Origin of the sequence: Flavobacterium eburneipallidum, assembly GCF_027111355.2 — a bacterium.
GTDB lineage: Bacteria > Bacteroidota > Bacteroidia > Flavobacteriales > Flavobacteriaceae > Flavobacterium > Flavobacterium eburneipallidum.
In genome coordinates this window covers 1,267,180-1,281,263 of sequence record NZ_CP114291.2, presented here as the reverse complement: position 1 = coordinate 1,281,263, position 14,084 = coordinate 1,267,180, and the positions used below count along the sequence as shown (strand labels likewise).

At 33.3% G+C, this 14,084-nt stretch carries 15 protein-coding genes; 6 read left to right on the top strand and 9 right to left on the bottom strand.

Features of this window, described 5'->3' with window-relative positions; all coding sequences use genetic code 11:
- Window positions 1-4: 4 nt before the first annotated feature.
- Window positions 5-1,225 carry an MFS transporter gene (locus OZP15_RS05220; RefSeq protein ID WP_281337208.1) on the bottom strand — a complete coding sequence of 407 codons (1,221 nt, stop codon included), beginning with the start codon at window positions 1,223-1,225 and terminating at the stop codon, window positions 5-7.
- A gap of 13 nt (window positions 1,226-1,238) precedes the next feature.
- Complete coding sequence (locus OZP15_RS05215; RefSeq protein WP_269227438.1) at window positions 1,239-2,150, bottom strand: AEC family transporter; 912 nt, start codon at window positions 2,148-2,150, stop codon at window positions 1,239-1,241.
- Between the two features lie 128 nt (window positions 2,151-2,278).
- On the opposite strand from OZP15_RS05215, the gene OZP15_RS05210 reads away from it, so the two are divergent.
- Both OZP15_RS05210 and OZP15_RS05205 read left to right on the top strand, forming a co-directional pair.
- The gene (locus OZP15_RS05210) at window positions 2,279-2,686 is read left to right on the top strand and encodes an Rrf2 family transcriptional regulator (RefSeq protein ID WP_281337207.1); all 408 of its coding nucleotides are present in this window, start codon (window positions 2,279-2,281) and stop codon (window positions 2,684-2,686) included.
- 56 nt (window positions 2,687-2,742) lie between these two features.
- Window positions 2,743-3,384: an NAD(P)-dependent oxidoreductase gene (locus tag OZP15_RS05205; protein WP_269227436.1), complete on the top strand. Its 642-nt coding sequence runs from the start codon at window positions 2,743-2,745 to the stop codon at window positions 3,382-3,384.
- 63 nt (window positions 3,385-3,447) lie between these two features.
- On the opposite strand, the gene OZP15_RS05200 is transcribed toward OZP15_RS05205, so the two are convergent.
- The 3 genes from OZP15_RS05200 to OZP15_RS05190 form a co-directional block, all read right to left on the bottom strand.
- Complete coding sequence (locus tag OZP15_RS05200; RefSeq protein WP_269227435.1) at window positions 3,448-4,203, bottom strand: hypothetical protein; 756 nt, start codon at window positions 4,201-4,203, stop codon at window positions 3,448-3,450.
- A gap of 445 nt (window positions 4,204-4,648) precedes the next feature.
- Window positions 4,649-4,879, bottom strand: a complete 231-nt coding sequence (locus tag OZP15_RS05195; RefSeq protein ID WP_269227434.1) for a DUF8828 family protein — start codon at window positions 4,877-4,879, stop codon at window positions 4,649-4,651.
- Window positions 4,880-4,887: 8 nt separating this feature from the next.
- On the bottom strand, window positions 4,888-6,270 hold the full coding sequence (locus OZP15_RS05190; RefSeq protein WP_281337206.1) for an MATE family efflux transporter: 1,383 nt from the start codon (window positions 6,268-6,270) through the stop codon (window positions 4,888-4,890).
- A 403-nt stretch (window positions 6,271-6,673) separates the two neighbouring features.
- Here OZP15_RS05190 and OZP15_RS05185 point away from each other — a divergent pair, with 403 nt between their 5' ends.
- Window positions 6,674-7,231 (top strand): hypothetical protein, encoded by a 558-nt coding sequence (locus tag OZP15_RS05185; protein ID WP_281337205.1) that lies wholly within the window; start codon window positions 6,674-6,676, stop codon window positions 7,229-7,231.
- A gap of 71 nt (window positions 7,232-7,302) precedes the next feature.
- Here the strand turns inward: OZP15_RS05185 and OZP15_RS05180 are convergent, their stop codons facing one another.
- The gene (locus OZP15_RS05180; protein WP_269227433.1) at window positions 7,303-8,181 is read right to left on the bottom strand and encodes a PPK2 family polyphosphate kinase; all 879 of its coding nucleotides are present in this window, start codon (window positions 8,179-8,181) and stop codon (window positions 7,303-7,305) included.
- Between the two features lie 156 nt (window positions 8,182-8,337).
- Here OZP15_RS05180 and OZP15_RS05175 point away from each other — a divergent pair, with 156 nt between their 5' ends.
- Window positions 8,338-9,165, top strand: a complete 828-nt coding sequence (locus OZP15_RS05175; RefSeq protein ID WP_269227432.1) for a DUF6929 family protein — start codon at window positions 8,338-8,340, stop codon at window positions 9,163-9,165.
- Between the two features lie 77 nt (window positions 9,166-9,242).
- On the opposite strand, the gene mtaB is transcribed toward OZP15_RS05175, so the two are convergent.
- From mtaB to OZP15_RS05160, 3 genes are all read right to left on the bottom strand, one after another.
- On the bottom strand, window positions 9,243-10,571 hold the full coding sequence (gene mtaB / locus OZP15_RS05170; protein WP_281337204.1) for a tRNA (N(6)-L-threonylcarbamoyladenosine(37)-C(2))-methylthiotransferase MtaB: 1,329 nt from the start codon (window positions 10,569-10,571) through the stop codon (window positions 9,243-9,245).
- A gap of 145 nt (window positions 10,572-10,716) precedes the next feature.
- The gene (locus tag OZP15_RS05165; RefSeq protein ID WP_281337203.1) at window positions 10,717-11,892 is read right to left on the bottom strand and encodes a GlmU family protein; all 1,176 of its coding nucleotides are present in this window, start codon (window positions 11,890-11,892) and stop codon (window positions 10,717-10,719) included.
- Between the two features lie 166 nt (window positions 11,893-12,058).
- Complete coding sequence (locus OZP15_RS05160; RefSeq protein WP_269227430.1) at window positions 12,059-12,310, bottom strand: type B 50S ribosomal protein L31; 252 nt, start codon at window positions 12,308-12,310, stop codon at window positions 12,059-12,061.
- Between the two features lie 246 nt (window positions 12,311-12,556).
- Between OZP15_RS05160 and OZP15_RS05155 the strand changes: the two genes are divergently transcribed.
- Both OZP15_RS05155 and OZP15_RS05150 read left to right on the top strand, forming a co-directional pair.
- Window positions 12,557-13,084 (top strand): DUF4199 domain-containing protein, encoded by a 528-nt coding sequence (locus tag OZP15_RS05155; protein WP_349293293.1) that lies wholly within the window; start codon window positions 12,557-12,559, stop codon window positions 13,082-13,084.
- A gap of 8 nt (window positions 13,085-13,092) precedes the next feature.
- Entirely contained in the window at window positions 13,093-14,046 is a 954-nt protein-coding gene (locus OZP15_RS05150) for a glycosyltransferase family 2 protein (protein WP_269227428.1), read from the top strand.
- Window positions 14,047-14,084 lie beyond the last annotated feature (38 nt).

Here is a 14,084-nt window from a genome sequence, read left to right as displayed (position 1 = left end):
AGTTCTATTTTTTCTTCTTCATATCGGGTAAAAAATAGGTCATCACACCAATTAATGGCAAAAAAGAGGTGATTTTATAGACATATTCAATACTGGTATGATCGGCTAAATACCCCAAAAGTGCCGAACCTATTCCTGCAATTCCAAAGGCAAAACCAAAGAACAATCCAGAAATCATCCCAACTTTACCAGGCATTAATTCTTGTGCAAAAACCAAAATTGCCGAAAATGCCGATGCTATAATAACACCAATAATTACAGCTAAAACTCCCGTCCAAAACAAATTGGCATAGGGTAGCAATAAAGTAAAAGGCGCTGCTCCTAGAATAGAAATCCAAATAATATATTTTCTTCCAAAATGATCTCCCAAAGGGCCTCCAATTAATGTTCCTGCCGCAACCGATGCAAGAAAACCAAATAAATAAAATTGAGAATCTTGGATGCTTAATCCAAATTTATTCATCAGATAAAAAGTAAAATAATTGGACATACTTGCCATATAAATAAACTTCGAAAAGATTAAGAACAAGAGAATAGCCAAAGAAATATTTACTTTTCGTTTAGATAAATGAATGGTTTCTTCTTCTAAAACTACTTTTTTGGAAGCACGCAATTGCAAATGATTTTGATACCAAACTGCAATTCTTGACAAAATTAGCATTCCCAAAACACCAGCAATCACAAACCAAATAATATACGATTGCCCGTGAGGAGCCACAATCAAAGCCACTAATAATGGCCCAATGGCACTGCCCGCATTTCCTCCTAATTGAAAAATAGATTGTGCCAAACCTCGTTTTCCTCCCGAACCCAAAAAAGCAACACGAGAAGCTTCGGGATGGAATATGGATGAACCAATCCCGACAAAAGCAACCGATATCAACAACATCCAAAAAGCAGTCGAAAGTGATAAAAAAGTCAAGCCGACAACCGTAAAAATCATTCCAAATACCAATGAATAGGGCTTTGGCTTTTTATCGGTATAAAAACCAATGAAAGGCTGCAATATCGAAGCGGTCAATTGAAAAACAAAGGTTATCAACCCAATTTGAGTGAATGAAAGATTAAATTTTTCTTTCAATAAAGGATAAGTAGAAGGAATAACCACTTGCATCAAGTCGTTTAACAAATGTGCAAATGCTATTGAAAACAATATGGAATAAACTGTTTTTTGAACTAAAGGAGTCTCGTTATTTTTGGTCAAAGTTTCGGCTGAAGTGCTCATATTGAAATATATTTTAAATAGTATTGGCAACAAAATACCAAAATACCAAAGTGATAAAAGAAAGGGGAATTCCAAATCCAATCATCATACTACACAATCGGGGTTTGAGACCATGAGCAGCAGCAATAATACTGGACGAAATCATGGGTGCCATTGCCGCTTCCATAACCGATACTTGAATCATTTGCGAATGCTGATCTAAAATCACAACATACAACAGGTAAATTATTGCTGGAGTTAGGATTAATTTATACAAAAGTCCTAATCTTAAAAATTTGAAATGCTTGCTTTTTCGATCAAAATGCAATTGCAATCCCACCGAAATCATTGCTAATGGCGTCATTACACTACCAACTTTCTGCAAACTAAACTGAATATATTCGTGGAAATCAAAATGAAATACATTCATACAACAAGCCAAAAGAAACGCAATGAATGGTGGAAAGAATAGTATTTTTTTAGCTATTTGCAATCCGTTTGGACTTCCTGTAGAATATACTGTTGCTACAATAACTCCCAAAGTAGAAAGTACTACAAATGTACCAGGCTGATCCACCAGAATAGCCATTTTCAATCCTTCTTCACCATACAAAGCCTGAATAATGGGAAAACCTAAAAAGGAAGTATTGCTAAAACCCGCAGTCATAATAAGGCATCCCGTCAGTTTTCTAGACCATCCGTATTTATTTCCTAAAAAACTAAAAAACAAAATTGATACCGTAAAACTAATCCAAGTTACAGCTATTGGATACAACAAATGCGTGTCTAATTGAATCTTTGGAATGTAATAAAGTGCTAATGCAGGAAGACAAAAATAGATAACGATATCATTCAACAGTTTATAGGTATTGACTGGCAAGCGTTTTACTTTCTGTAAAAGGACTCCAAGCAATAAACAAACGAAGATTAGAATAATGTTATACATAGTGTAGAATTCCCTGCAAAAATACCACTTATATTTAGGTTGAAAAATGAAGTAAATCATAATTTTTTGATAATTAATATTGTTCGTATTGATTTTAGTTTTAAATTTGTAATCTATTTTATTACAGTATGATTTCAGGTAAATTTGCAATAACCGTTCACATCCTTACACTGCTCTCTAAATTTCCAGAGGAGTATTTATCTTCTGAATTTATAGCAGGAAGTATGAACATGAATCCTGTTTTGGTCAGAAAAGAAATTGCCAACCTGAAGAAAAATAATATTGTAGAAAGCAAAGAAGGCAAAAATGGAGGGACAAAATTATTGAAATCAGCCTCCACTATTTCTTTGGAAGCTATTTTCAAAATGACTTTTGATTCTGTAACATTGGGTTATTCAAAAAATACACCCAATCCTAATTGTCCTGTTGGAAAAAAAATTAATCAAAATTTAGAAAACTTATATGATGACATCAATGAAAAAATTAGTTTGCAATTGAAAGGCATTTCATTGGAAGATTTTTCGAATCAATTTTAAAACTATTTTTTTAAATAAAACTGTAACATTTTTTATTACTTTTAAATATATACACTATGAAAATCGCAATTATTGGAGCCACAGGATTTGTAGGCTCGGCAATTCTAACTGAATTAGCAAACAGAAACCACGAAATTACTGCCATTGCAAGAAACCCAAAAGAATCATTAAATGCAAAATGGATTGCAGCAGACATCTTTAATGTAGATTCTTTAACAGAAATTCTAAAAGGAAACGATGTTGTTGTGAATGCTTACAACCCTGGTTGGAGCAATCCAAATATCTATAATGATGCTATTGCTGGCGCAAAAGCCATTCAGGAAGCAGTGAAAAAATCAGGAGTAAAACGTTTTATCACTATTGGCGGTGCGGGAAGTTTGTACCTCACACCAACCCTACAATTAATTGATACGCCTGAATTTCCAAAAGAAATATTTGACGGAGCTAATGCCGCAAGACATTATTTGGAAATAATCAAAGAAGAAAAAGACTTGGATTGGGCATTTTTCAGCCCAGCTATAGAAATGCACCAAGGAACAAAAACAGGTAGAACAGGAAAATACCGTTTGGGATTAGAAAATCCTATTTTTAATGAGGAACAACGAAGTATTTTATCTGTTGAAGATTTAGCCGTTGTGATTGCTGACGAAATAGAAACTCCAAAACACCATCAAGTTCGCTTTACAGCTGCTTATTAAAAACCAAAATCGGTATCAAAAGACAGAGTTACTTTTGATACCGATTTTTATTTAAAAAAATCTTTAACGAATATTACTCACAGAATTTTTAGCGGTATCATGTTTGGTTTTCAGGATTCCATTTTCTATAGTAAATCCAATGCGCACTTGAGTTTTCAAGGTATCTTTTAATCCTGAAGTGGCTTTTTCGACAACAACAAACACCAGTTCATATTCTCCATCTTGTAAATCCAAAACTGCATCACTATCACTATCTTGTATTTTGAAAACGTTTTTTGATGCTCTTGCATAAGAAGCAGCAGCGGCTCCACCACCATTCCCTGCTAAATTACCCACACTAGAAACAGCTGCCGAAATAACCGATGCACCTGGCAAAGCTCCTCCAACTAACGAAGCTCCTTGTGAAACGGAACGACCCGCACTTTGCATTCCTGTACTCATTTTTTCACCAAAAGTTTTAGATTCACTTTTTGATAATTCAGTAATTGTTTTATCAGCAGTATTAACTTTATATCCTTCATTGGAAGGAAACAAAACAACGCAACCACCTTCTACCAATATAACATTAATTTTACCAGAATTTACTTTTTCACCAAATGTTGCTCCTTGTGTTTGTTTGGCTACCGTAACATTCATCGAAATTCGATTAGGCATTCCACCGTTAATACCATTGATACTACTTTGCTGAATTCCAGTAGTACTACTATTTTCAGAATTGGCATTAGCAGCACTTCTTTTTAATTTCTCTTGAGCCTCTAGGTTCGAAAATGCAAATAAAAACGCAACAGTCACAATACTTATTTTTTTAAAATTTTTCATAATAATCAAAATTTAAAGGTTTATAGTAGATACATTACTATTTTAATTTGTTACCCATAGAATCAAAAAAACTTAAAATCCCTGAAAAACACCTCATTAAAGATACAACTTTTTTAAATTGAAAATCAACTATAAAAAAGCGGTTGCAAATGATGAAATTCATCTTTGCAACCGCATTATTAGAAAAATATTTAAAAAATGGTTTTACAGGCTTTTGTGTGAAAACAAATTTGATATAAATTTATACCACACTTCAGCTTCGTTCAGTGCAGGCTAGAATTGATATTAAAATCATTAATTAAAAGCTTCATAGAAAATATTTTTTCACATAATGACTATGCAAACTATGTAAAAGTGAAGCCTCTAAAATTAAATCTATAATTCTACAAAAAACTATGTGGTTAAAAACTTTCACAACATTTCCAGTAGAACCTAAAAAATAAAACTACTCTTTCTCGTAACGTTCCATTTCTCGATCATAAAACGCATTCGCTTGCTCGATTAAGCTCTCCATTTCGGCGTTTAATTCGGCTTCGTCTAGATCTTCGGCTTCTTCCATAAACTCGACTTCATCATCTTTTAGATTGATAATAAATCGTGGATAATCCATGTGAATGATAAAAATATCATCTGGAAAATCAGTGTTGTCGCCTAGTAAAAATTTTGGTAATTCCATATTGTGTGTTAGTTATTGCTATTATTTAATTCCATTTTTTTAGTCAATCTCGCAAAGCGAAGATACAAAAATAAAGCCGCCGCTGTTAATCCTGCCAATAGTCCAATCCAGATTCCTGTTGTTGCCAGATTAGTATGTTTTCCTAAATAATACGAAATTGGAAAACCAATAATCCAATAAGCAACAAAGGTAATATACATAGGCACTTTCACATCTTGCAAACCTCTCAAAGCCCCAAGAACCACTACTTGAATTCCATCTGAAATTTGAAAAATAGCGGCTATCAAGAGTAATTGAGAAGCTATTTCTATAATCTCATTATTGTCTAAAAGTTGAGAGGCATCGGACATATTCAAAAACAAATGCGGCAAGTAATTATGATAAATCACAAAAACAAGTCCGAAGAAAATTTCGACCATTATTGCCAATAAAAAAATGGATCGGGCTACAATAATCATTTTTTTATAATCTTTGGAACCTTTAGTATTACTCACTCGTATCATTGCCGCCACGCTAAAACCCATGGCTACCATAAAAGTAGAAGAAGCCAAAGTCAACGCAATTTGATTGGCAGCCTGACTATTTTTACCTAAAGAACCCGAGAGCCAAATTGCCGCTGTGAATAAAGTCACTTCAAACAACATTTGCAAAGCGGAAGGAAATCCTAAATTAATAATTTTTTTCAGGATCGATTTTCGAATTTCCTTGAAGCTAAAATTCTTGAAATATTTTTTGAAAGTCTCATTTCTTCGCATAATATAATGCATGAAAATTACCATCATAATTCTGGAAATCACTGTCCCTAATGCTGCGCCAAGAATTCCTAATTTTGGAAACCCCCAAACGCCATAAATCAACACATAATTAAAGAAAATGTGAACTACATTCGCCAAATATATAGCGTACATCGAATATTTTGTCTGTGATAAACCATCAGCAAATTGTTTGTAACCCTGAAAAATAATCATAGGAATCAGTGAAAAAGCTACCCAATCAATATAAGGACTGGCTAAATCTACTACGGCTTCTGGCTGGTTCATCCAATTCATTATGGGCTTTGCCAAAACGATCATCATGAATATGGCAATTCCCAGAATGGTACACAACAAAAGTCCGTGATGAAAAGTAGTTCGGATTTTTTTATCGTCTTTTTCGGCATCGGCTTCTCCTATTAAAGGGGTAATTGCTGTAGAAAATCCAATCCCTATAGACATTCCAATGAAGATAAAACTATTACCCAAGGAAACGGCTGCCAACTCGGTAGAACCCAAATTACCTACCATGAAATTATCCACAATTCCTATCAAGGTGTGCCCGAGCATTCCTAAAATAACAGGAAAAGCTAGTTTTAAATTATAGGAGAACTCTTTGGTGTATTGGGATAAATTCACGTTGATTTTATTTGAGTGGGCAAAGATAATTAGAACAAATCGATTCCATTTCAATTATACAGAAAACTTAAGGCATTCGCTTATAAAAATTTCTGCCACGAATTACACTAATAAACACGAATTATAATTGATTTTCAATTACACGAATTCTTAAAAATAGATAAAATTAGTGCAATTCAATTTTAAATTTTTAAAAAAATTAGTGATAATTCGTGTAATTCGAGGCTAACTTTTTTTTCTTTTTTAAAAACGAATGCCCTATAAAAAACTTAACAAATGATATTCTCGGAATTATATAACAATCGTAACTAATTCTATAAATTCCGCAATTAACTACTGCTATACCTTTGCAATGTTATCAAAATAGAATATTAAATTTTTTACAAACCCAAAATCAAAAATTATGAAAACTACAGCAAAAATTAAAATCGCATTTGTATTGGCAATCTCGGCACTATTAGGAAATACCACACAAGCACAAGAAACTACAACTGCTACAAATTATGACCAAGGATTCCGTTTGGGCATTGGTTTAACTGGAGGTTATGCTGTTCACGATCCTTACAAATTAGCCCTTGGAGCCGATGCTAGATTACAGTATGACTTATCAAAAAGGTATTCACTTACGCTAACAACTGGTTTTTCTAACTTATTTGTAAGCGAATCTGATGCTCCGTTTAAAGATGTTGGTTTTATTCCAGCAAAAGCAGGTTTCAAAGCCTTCGTTTGGAATGATCAATTTTACCTAATGGGAGAAGCTGGAGCAGCTTTTGCAGTGACAAATGACTATAACAAAACTTCATTGCTTTTGGCACCAAGTATTGGTTATGCTACGAAATACATTGATATTTCATTACGTTATGAGCATTACAACGACTTTGCAAGATTGAATAACGATGGAAGCCAAGGCAAAGGCGTTGGTCAAGTAGGTGTTCGTTTAGCTTATGGTTTTAAATTATAAAAATTCCCCGTTTTTTATAAAAAATGCGCTGAAATTCAGCGCATTTTTTTGTTTTAAAGCAAACCAATAAATCATTCCTTTTCTAACTGCTTTTTGTATTCCTCAATACTCGCTTTCGTTTTTGCGTCTAATTCAGGTTCTTTTATATCCGTATATTTTTGCATTTCTTCCCAAATAATTTTGGCAACAATGTACCGCGCCATTTCTTTGTCATCAGCAGGAATAATATACCAAGGGGCATTTTCGGTCGAAGTCGCATTGATAGCTTCTTCATAATAGCTCATATAATCATCCCAAAAACCTCGCTCTTTCAAATCTCCTGGCGAAAATTTCCAGTTGTGTTGTTCTTCTTCCAGCCTTCGCAACAAGCGTTTTCTTTGCTCCTCTTTACTTAAATGAAAATAAAATTTCATTACAATTGTTCCGTTTTGCGAAATATGTTTCTCAAAATTATTGATTTGTTTCAATCTATTTTCCCAAAATTCTGGCGTAATAGCATCAACGCTTTCAATTCCAGGTAGGTTTTCATTCAAAATATATTCGGGATGTACTCTAGTGACTAGAACATTTTCATAATGCGTTCTATTGAAAACGGCAAACTTCCCTTTTTCGGGCAAAGCCAAATAATGCCGCCACAAATAATCGTGTTCCAGCTCGGTTGAATTAGGCGTTTTAAAACTATGCACCACTACTCCACGCGGATTAAACTCTTTAAAAACCTCTCGAATCAAACTATCTTTTCCCGAAGTATCCATACCTTGCAAGCAAATCAAAACGCCATATTTGTTATGCGCATACATCACATCTTGCAGTTCACTCAATTTAGCCTGAACCTTTTCTAGGTTTTCTTCTTTGTCGTCATCACTGGCTTTATTGAACAAATTAGTTGGAATTTTCGACAACTCGATCTTTCCCGTAACTTTAAAATCATCTGGATTTATAGACTTCATAAGAAATAATTTATATTTACAACTCAAATATAATTAAAATTTGAGGCATTTCCGCTTAAAATTTTCATTTCCTAATCCAGTAATTTAATAATTCGTTTAATCAAAAACGGATATAATTCGTGTAAATTTGTGCAGTTCGTGTTTAACTCCTTTCTTATGCAAAAATTCACACTCGAAATCCTATTTCATATCATTGGTATTGGTTCTGCATCAGGACTGGTTTACAAAAACGATTCTTTGTTTATTATTTCCGACAATAGTTCGTTCCTGTACGAATATCAGATTACCGAAAAACAACTTTCTAAAATAAACCTTGTAGAAAACCCACAGGAAAACATTCCCAAAAAAGATAAATACGATTTTGAATCTATAGCTTTAAAAGGAAATGAACTCCATCTTTTAGGTTCGGGTTCTACTTCCAAAAGAGAAAAAAGAATGATTTATAATCTTGATTCTAAAAAAACAGAACAAAAAGATTTATCAAAATTGTACCAAAACCTAAAACAAACTGCCTCTATTACAAATGACGAATTAAATATTGAAGGCGCAGTATTTGACAATGAAAAATGGCTTTTGTTCCAACGAGGAAACGGAGCTAATTCTAAAAACGGGATTGTAAAAATTAACGACAATCTAAACAAAAACAGTACTATAGAATTTATTCCAATCCAATTACCAAAAATAAAACAGCTAGAAACTTCTTTTACTGATGCGATTTTAGTTGATGATAAAATTTATTTTTTGGCTACAGCCGAAAACACTAATTCTACTTATCATGACGGCGAAATTCTAGGAAGTATCATTGGAAGAATGAACAGTCAAACTTTCGAAATCGAATTTACGCAACAAATATCCGAAACTCAAAAGTTTGAAGGATTGACGTTTTACAAAAAAACCGAAACTGAAATCGAGTTTCTCATTTGCGAAGACAATGATTCAGATGTATTGGAAGCTACAATCTACAAATTATCGCTGTCAAAATAAAACACGAATTCCACTAATTTAAACCAAATTAATTAGTCAAATTAGTGGAATTCGTGTTTTATTATTTAACTCTAATTTTATGCTTTAACGTTTAAAAACTCCATTCGCACACTTCCATCTTCGTCAATTTTGGTCAAATTGATTTCGTGTAAAGTGTTTACTAATTCTGGATTCCATGGCGTTTTTACTTTTACATAATTTTCGGTAAATCCGTGAATGTAACCTTCTTTATTTTCACTTTCAAACAATACTTTTCTATTACTTCCAATTTGGCTTTCATAAAAAGAACGGCGTTTTTTTACCGATAATCCACGCAGCATTTTACTCCTTTTGGCTCGAACGTTATTCGGGACAACATTTGGCATTAAAGCCGCTTCCGTATTATCACGTTCAGAATAGGTAAAAACGTGTAAATAAGAAATATCCAAATCATTCAAGAAATGATAGGTTTCTAGGAAATGTTCATCAGTTTCTCCAGGAAAACCAACAATCACATCCACACCAATACAAGCGTGTGGCATTACTTCGCGAATTTTATTTACTCTTTCGGTATAAATTTCACGAAGATAACGACGCTTCATCAACTTCAGAATATCGTTACTTCCGGATTGAAGTGGAATATGAAAATGGGGTACAAAAGTTCGGCTTTTGGATACAAATTCAATGGTTTCATTTTTCAATAAATTCGGTTCGATAGAAGATATTCTTAATCTTTCGATTCCCTCTACTTTATCCAATTCTTGGACTAATTCCAAGAAAGTATGTTCGTGTTTTTTGTTTCCAAATTCTCCTTTTCCGTAATCGCCAATATTTACACCCGTCAAAACGATTTCTTTGATATTTTGAGCAGAGATTTCTTTGGCATTTTTCAACACATTCTGCAATTCATCACTTCGAGAAATTCCCCTCGCTAATGGAATCGTACAATACGTACATTTGTAATCGCAACCGTCTTGTACTTTTAAGAAAGCACGAGTTCTGTCGCCAATGGAATAACTTCCTACATAGAAATCAGCTTCTTCGATCTCGCAGGAATGTACTTCTCCGTAATCATTTTTGGAAAGATCGTTTATGTAATCGGTAATTTTAAACTTTTCAGTAGCTCCCAAAACTAAATCAACTCCATCAACAGCGGCTAATTCTTCGGGTTTTAATTGGGCATAACAGCCAACAGCGGCAACAAAAGCTTTGTCGTTGAGTTTCATTGCTTTTCGAACGACCTGTTTGAATTGTTTATCGGCATTTTCAGTTACCGAACAAGTGTTGATAACATACATATCAGCCACTTCTTCAAAATCGACGCGGTCGAAACCTTCGTCCTGAAAACTTCGGGCAATGGTTGAAGTTTCTGAAAAATTCAACTTGCAACCCAGCGTGTAGAACGCTACTTTTTTTCTATTTTCCATAAAATCGCTCAATTAATGAAATCGTTGTCAAAAAATTGAGGTTGCAAATTTACAAACAATATTTCTATAATTTATAAAATAAAAACCGCTGATTCGCTGATTATTTTAATCTGTGAATCAGCGGCCAATAAATAGTATTTAATCTTTACTCTTTCCTCCAAATTTTGGTTTCGTCAAAAACGTGTTGCAAAATAGCTTTTTCTTTTTCGTCGAATTCAACTCCTCTTCGAGCCATAACTAATCGAGCGGTTTCGAAAGCTTTGCGAGTCATATAAACCGTAAAACCAGCTGCTCCGCCCCAAGAAAAACTCGGCACAAAGTTGCGAGGAAATCCAGAACCAAAAATATTAGCACTCACTCCAACAACAGTTCCTGTATTAAACATGGTGTTGATACCACATTTACTATGATCTCCCATCATTAATCCACAAAACTGAAGTCCTGTTTTTTCAAAAGATTCGGTTTCGTAATCCCAAAGTTTTACTTCTTCGTAATTATTTTTCAGGTTAGAATTGTTACTATCAGCACCAATATTACACCATTCGCCCAAAACAGAATTTCCTAAAAACCCATCATGACCTTTATTGGAATAACCAAATAAAACCGAGTTATTCACTTCTCCACCAATTTTAGAATAAGGTCCTATGGTTGTAGCTCCGTATATTTTGGCAGACAATTTCACTACTGATCCTTCACACAAAGCAAAAGGACCACGAATAACAGAACCCTCCATTATTTCGGCATTTTTAGCTATATAAATAGGACCTGTTGAAGCATTCAAGGTAACAAATTCTAATTTTGCTCCTTCTTCAATAAAAATATTTTCTGGAGCAATTGTATTTACACTTTTAGGAATGGGTTGTGATTTTCGGTCTTGGGTCAATAACTCGAAATCCTCGCGAATCGCTAAATTATTTTTAGCAAAAATATCCCAAGTATTTTGGACTTTAATACAATCTTCTTCGAATTCTATAATTTCGTAGGTATCGAAATTTACTTCTTGCTGATTTTCTTCGGTATAAAACGCAATAACATCCTCTCCTTTAAAAATAGCTTGATTGGGTTTAAGTTCACTAACCATTTCAGCCAAAACTGTATTAGGAAGAAAAGAAGCATTTATCATAACATTCTCTTCCATTTCTACCATTGGGAATTTCTCTGACAAATATTCCTCTGTCAATGTAGTGGTAGTCGATCCCAAACGCATTTCCCATTTTTGACGAATGGTCATAATACCAATAAGAATATCAGCAACTGGTCGGGTGAAAGTAAAGGGTAATAAAGCATTTCTGGATGGCCCATCAAAAAGTATATAATTCATAAATTGTTTATTTGTTTAATCGGTTATTTGTTTATTCGAAAAATCGTCTTAAACAACTTACCCTGTTAAAATTATTAATCCCAAAGTTACAAAGTTTTAGAAAGCAATAAAAATAAAAAAAGCTCCACAAATAGTGGAGCTTCTTATATTATTAAACCGATAAATATTATTTAACGTGTTTAGCGTATTTAGTTTTGAATTTATCAATACGTCCTGCAGTATCGATAAGTTTAGATTTACCTGTGTAAAAAGGGTGTGAAGTTCTAGAAATCTCCATTTTTACAACTGGATATTCAACACCTTCGTGTACGATTGTTTCTTTAGTCTCTGCAGTAGATTTAGTAATAAAAACATCTTCGTTAGACATGTCTTTGAAAGCAACTAATCTGTAATTTTCTGGGTGAATTCCTTTTTTCATCTTACTTTTTATTTATTTTTTTGAGCGTTTTAATTTTGAAGCTTTTCCGTTCTTCGAAAAAGGTATAAATGCAACTACTCTTTTTGTTTAAAATCCTTTTCTCATTTTGAGTTTGCAAATTTACACTTATTTTTTAATAAACAAATCTTTAAATTACTTTTTTTATGCAAATGTAAAAATGATTTTTATCCTTGAATATATTGGGAATTGCTATATTTGTAGATTAATAATTAAATCCTTTCAATCGTGAATGAAATTATAAAGAAAAATGGAATTTCTTATGGTATAATTACCGGTATCGTAAGCGCATTAATAACAACAACTATCTATGTAGTTGATTTGAATTTATTTACTGTTTGGTGGGTTAGTGTTCTAAATATAATAATCTATGTTACCATTGGAGTTGTATTACTTTCAAAAACAAAGAAAGAATTAAAAGGAATTTTTCCATTTAAAGACGCCTTTACTACTTATTTCATTTCGGCTGTAATAGGAATCGTAATAGCTGTAGTTTTCAATATTATTTTATTCAATTTTATTGATCCTTCTGCAAAAGATGCAATCAAAGAATTGTCGATAAAATATGCTGTTGAAATGATGCAAAAATTCAACACACCAGCATCAGCAATCAACGAAGCGGTAACAAAACTTCAAGAAAGTGACCAATTTTCTCCTATTGAACTTATAAAAGGATCTGTATTCAGTATTATTTTTAGTGCTCTTTTCGGATTATTATTAGCTTTAATTTTTAAAAGCAAACCTACTCAAGAATAAAACAATAAATGAATTTAACCATACTCATACCGCTTCTTAACGAAGACGAATCAATTAAAGAACTTTACAATTGGATTATCTCTGTAATGAAATCCAATAATTACTCTTATGAAATTATTTTTATCGATGACGGAAGTACAGACCAATCTTGGTCTATTATAGAAGCATTAGCCTCCGAAAATCAATATGTAAAAGGTATTCGTTTCATGAAAAATTTTGGAAAATCACAAGCCTTACACGCTGGTTTTGCCAAAGCTCAAGGTGATGTCATCATCACAATGGATGCCGATTTACAAGATAGTCCCGACGAAATTCCTGGTTTATACGAAATGATAACTTCTCAAAATTTCGACTTGGTTTCGGGTTGGAAAAAGAAAAGATACGATTCAGTCGTTGCTAAAAACCTTCCATCTAAATTATTCAATTGGGCTGCTAGAAAAACTTCGGGCGTACAATTAAACGACTTTAATTGCGGATTGAAAGCTTACAAAAATGTGGTTGTTAAAAACGTGGAAGTTTCAGGCGAAATGCACCGTTATATTCCTGTTTTGGCAAAAAACGCTGGTTTCAATAAAATTGGCGAAAAAGTCGTGCAACATCAAGCCCGAAAATATGGCGAAACCAAATTCGGGATGGATCGTTTTATTAATGGTTTTCTAGATTTAATAACGATTTGGTTTCTTTCCCGTTTTGGAAAAAGACCCATGCACCTGTTCGGGGCTTTAGGTTCTATGATGTTCATAATTGGATTTCTATCGGCTGGATTCATTGGCTTCATGAAACTATACAAAATGTATCACGATTTGCCTTACGGATTGGTTACCAATAACCCTTGGTTTTATATTTCGTTAACCACCATGGTTTTAGGAACGCAATTGTTTTTGGCTGGATTTCTGGGAGAAATTATTTTAAGAACCAAAAATAATGAAGAACGTTATAAAATTGCAAAACAAATAAATTAGAAAAATATGAGGAAACAATATGTTTTTTATTGTGACCT

What these genes read in the sequence shown, in the direction of transcription:
- mtaB (WP_281337204.1), bottom strand. Translation starts at nt 10,571, where the DNA reads ATGGAAAATAGAAAAAAAGTAGCGTTCTACACGCTGGGTTGCAAGTTG.
- OZP15_RS05150 (WP_269227428.1), top strand. Translation starts at nt 13,093, where the DNA reads ATGAATTTAACCATACTCATACCGCTTCTTAACGAAGACGAATCAATT.
- OZP15_RS05220 (WP_281337208.1), bottom strand. Translation starts at nt 1,225, where the DNA reads ATGAGCACTTCAGCCGAAACTTTGACCAAAAATAACGAGACTCCTTTA.
- OZP15_RS05195 (WP_269227434.1), bottom strand. Translation starts at nt 4,879, where the DNA reads ATGGAATTACCAAAATTTTTACTAGGCGACAACACTGATTTTCCAGAT.
- OZP15_RS05175 (WP_269227432.1), top strand. Translation starts at nt 8,338, where the DNA reads ATGCAAAAATTCACACTCGAAATCCTATTTCATATCATTGGTATTGGT.
- OZP15_RS05215 (WP_269227438.1), bottom strand. Translation starts at nt 2,150, where the DNA reads ATGTATAACATTATTCTAATCTTCGTTTGTTTATTGCTTGGAGTCCTT.
- OZP15_RS05205 (WP_269227436.1), top strand. Translation starts at nt 2,743, where the DNA reads ATGAAAATCGCAATTATTGGAGCCACAGGATTTGTAGGCTCGGCAATT.
- OZP15_RS05160 (WP_269227430.1), bottom strand. Translation starts at nt 12,310, where the DNA reads ATGAAAAAAGGAATTCACCCAGAAAATTACAGATTAGTTGCTTTCAAA.
- OZP15_RS05200 (WP_269227435.1), bottom strand. Translation starts at nt 4,203, where the DNA reads ATGAAAAATTTTAAAAAAATAAGTATTGTGACTGTTGCGTTTTTATTT.
- OZP15_RS05180 (WP_269227433.1), bottom strand. Translation starts at nt 8,181, where the DNA reads ATGAAGTCTATAAATCCAGATGATTTTAAAGTTACGGGAAAGATCGAG.
- OZP15_RS05210 (WP_281337207.1), top strand. Translation starts at nt 2,279, where the DNA reads ATGATTTCAGGTAAATTTGCAATAACCGTTCACATCCTTACACTGCTC.
- OZP15_RS05185 (WP_281337205.1), top strand. Translation starts at nt 6,674, where the DNA reads ATGAAAACTACAGCAAAAATTAAAATCGCATTTGTATTGGCAATCTCG.
- OZP15_RS05165 (WP_281337203.1), bottom strand. Translation starts at nt 11,892, where the DNA reads ATGAATTATATACTTTTTGATGGGCCATCCAGAAATGCTTTATTACCC.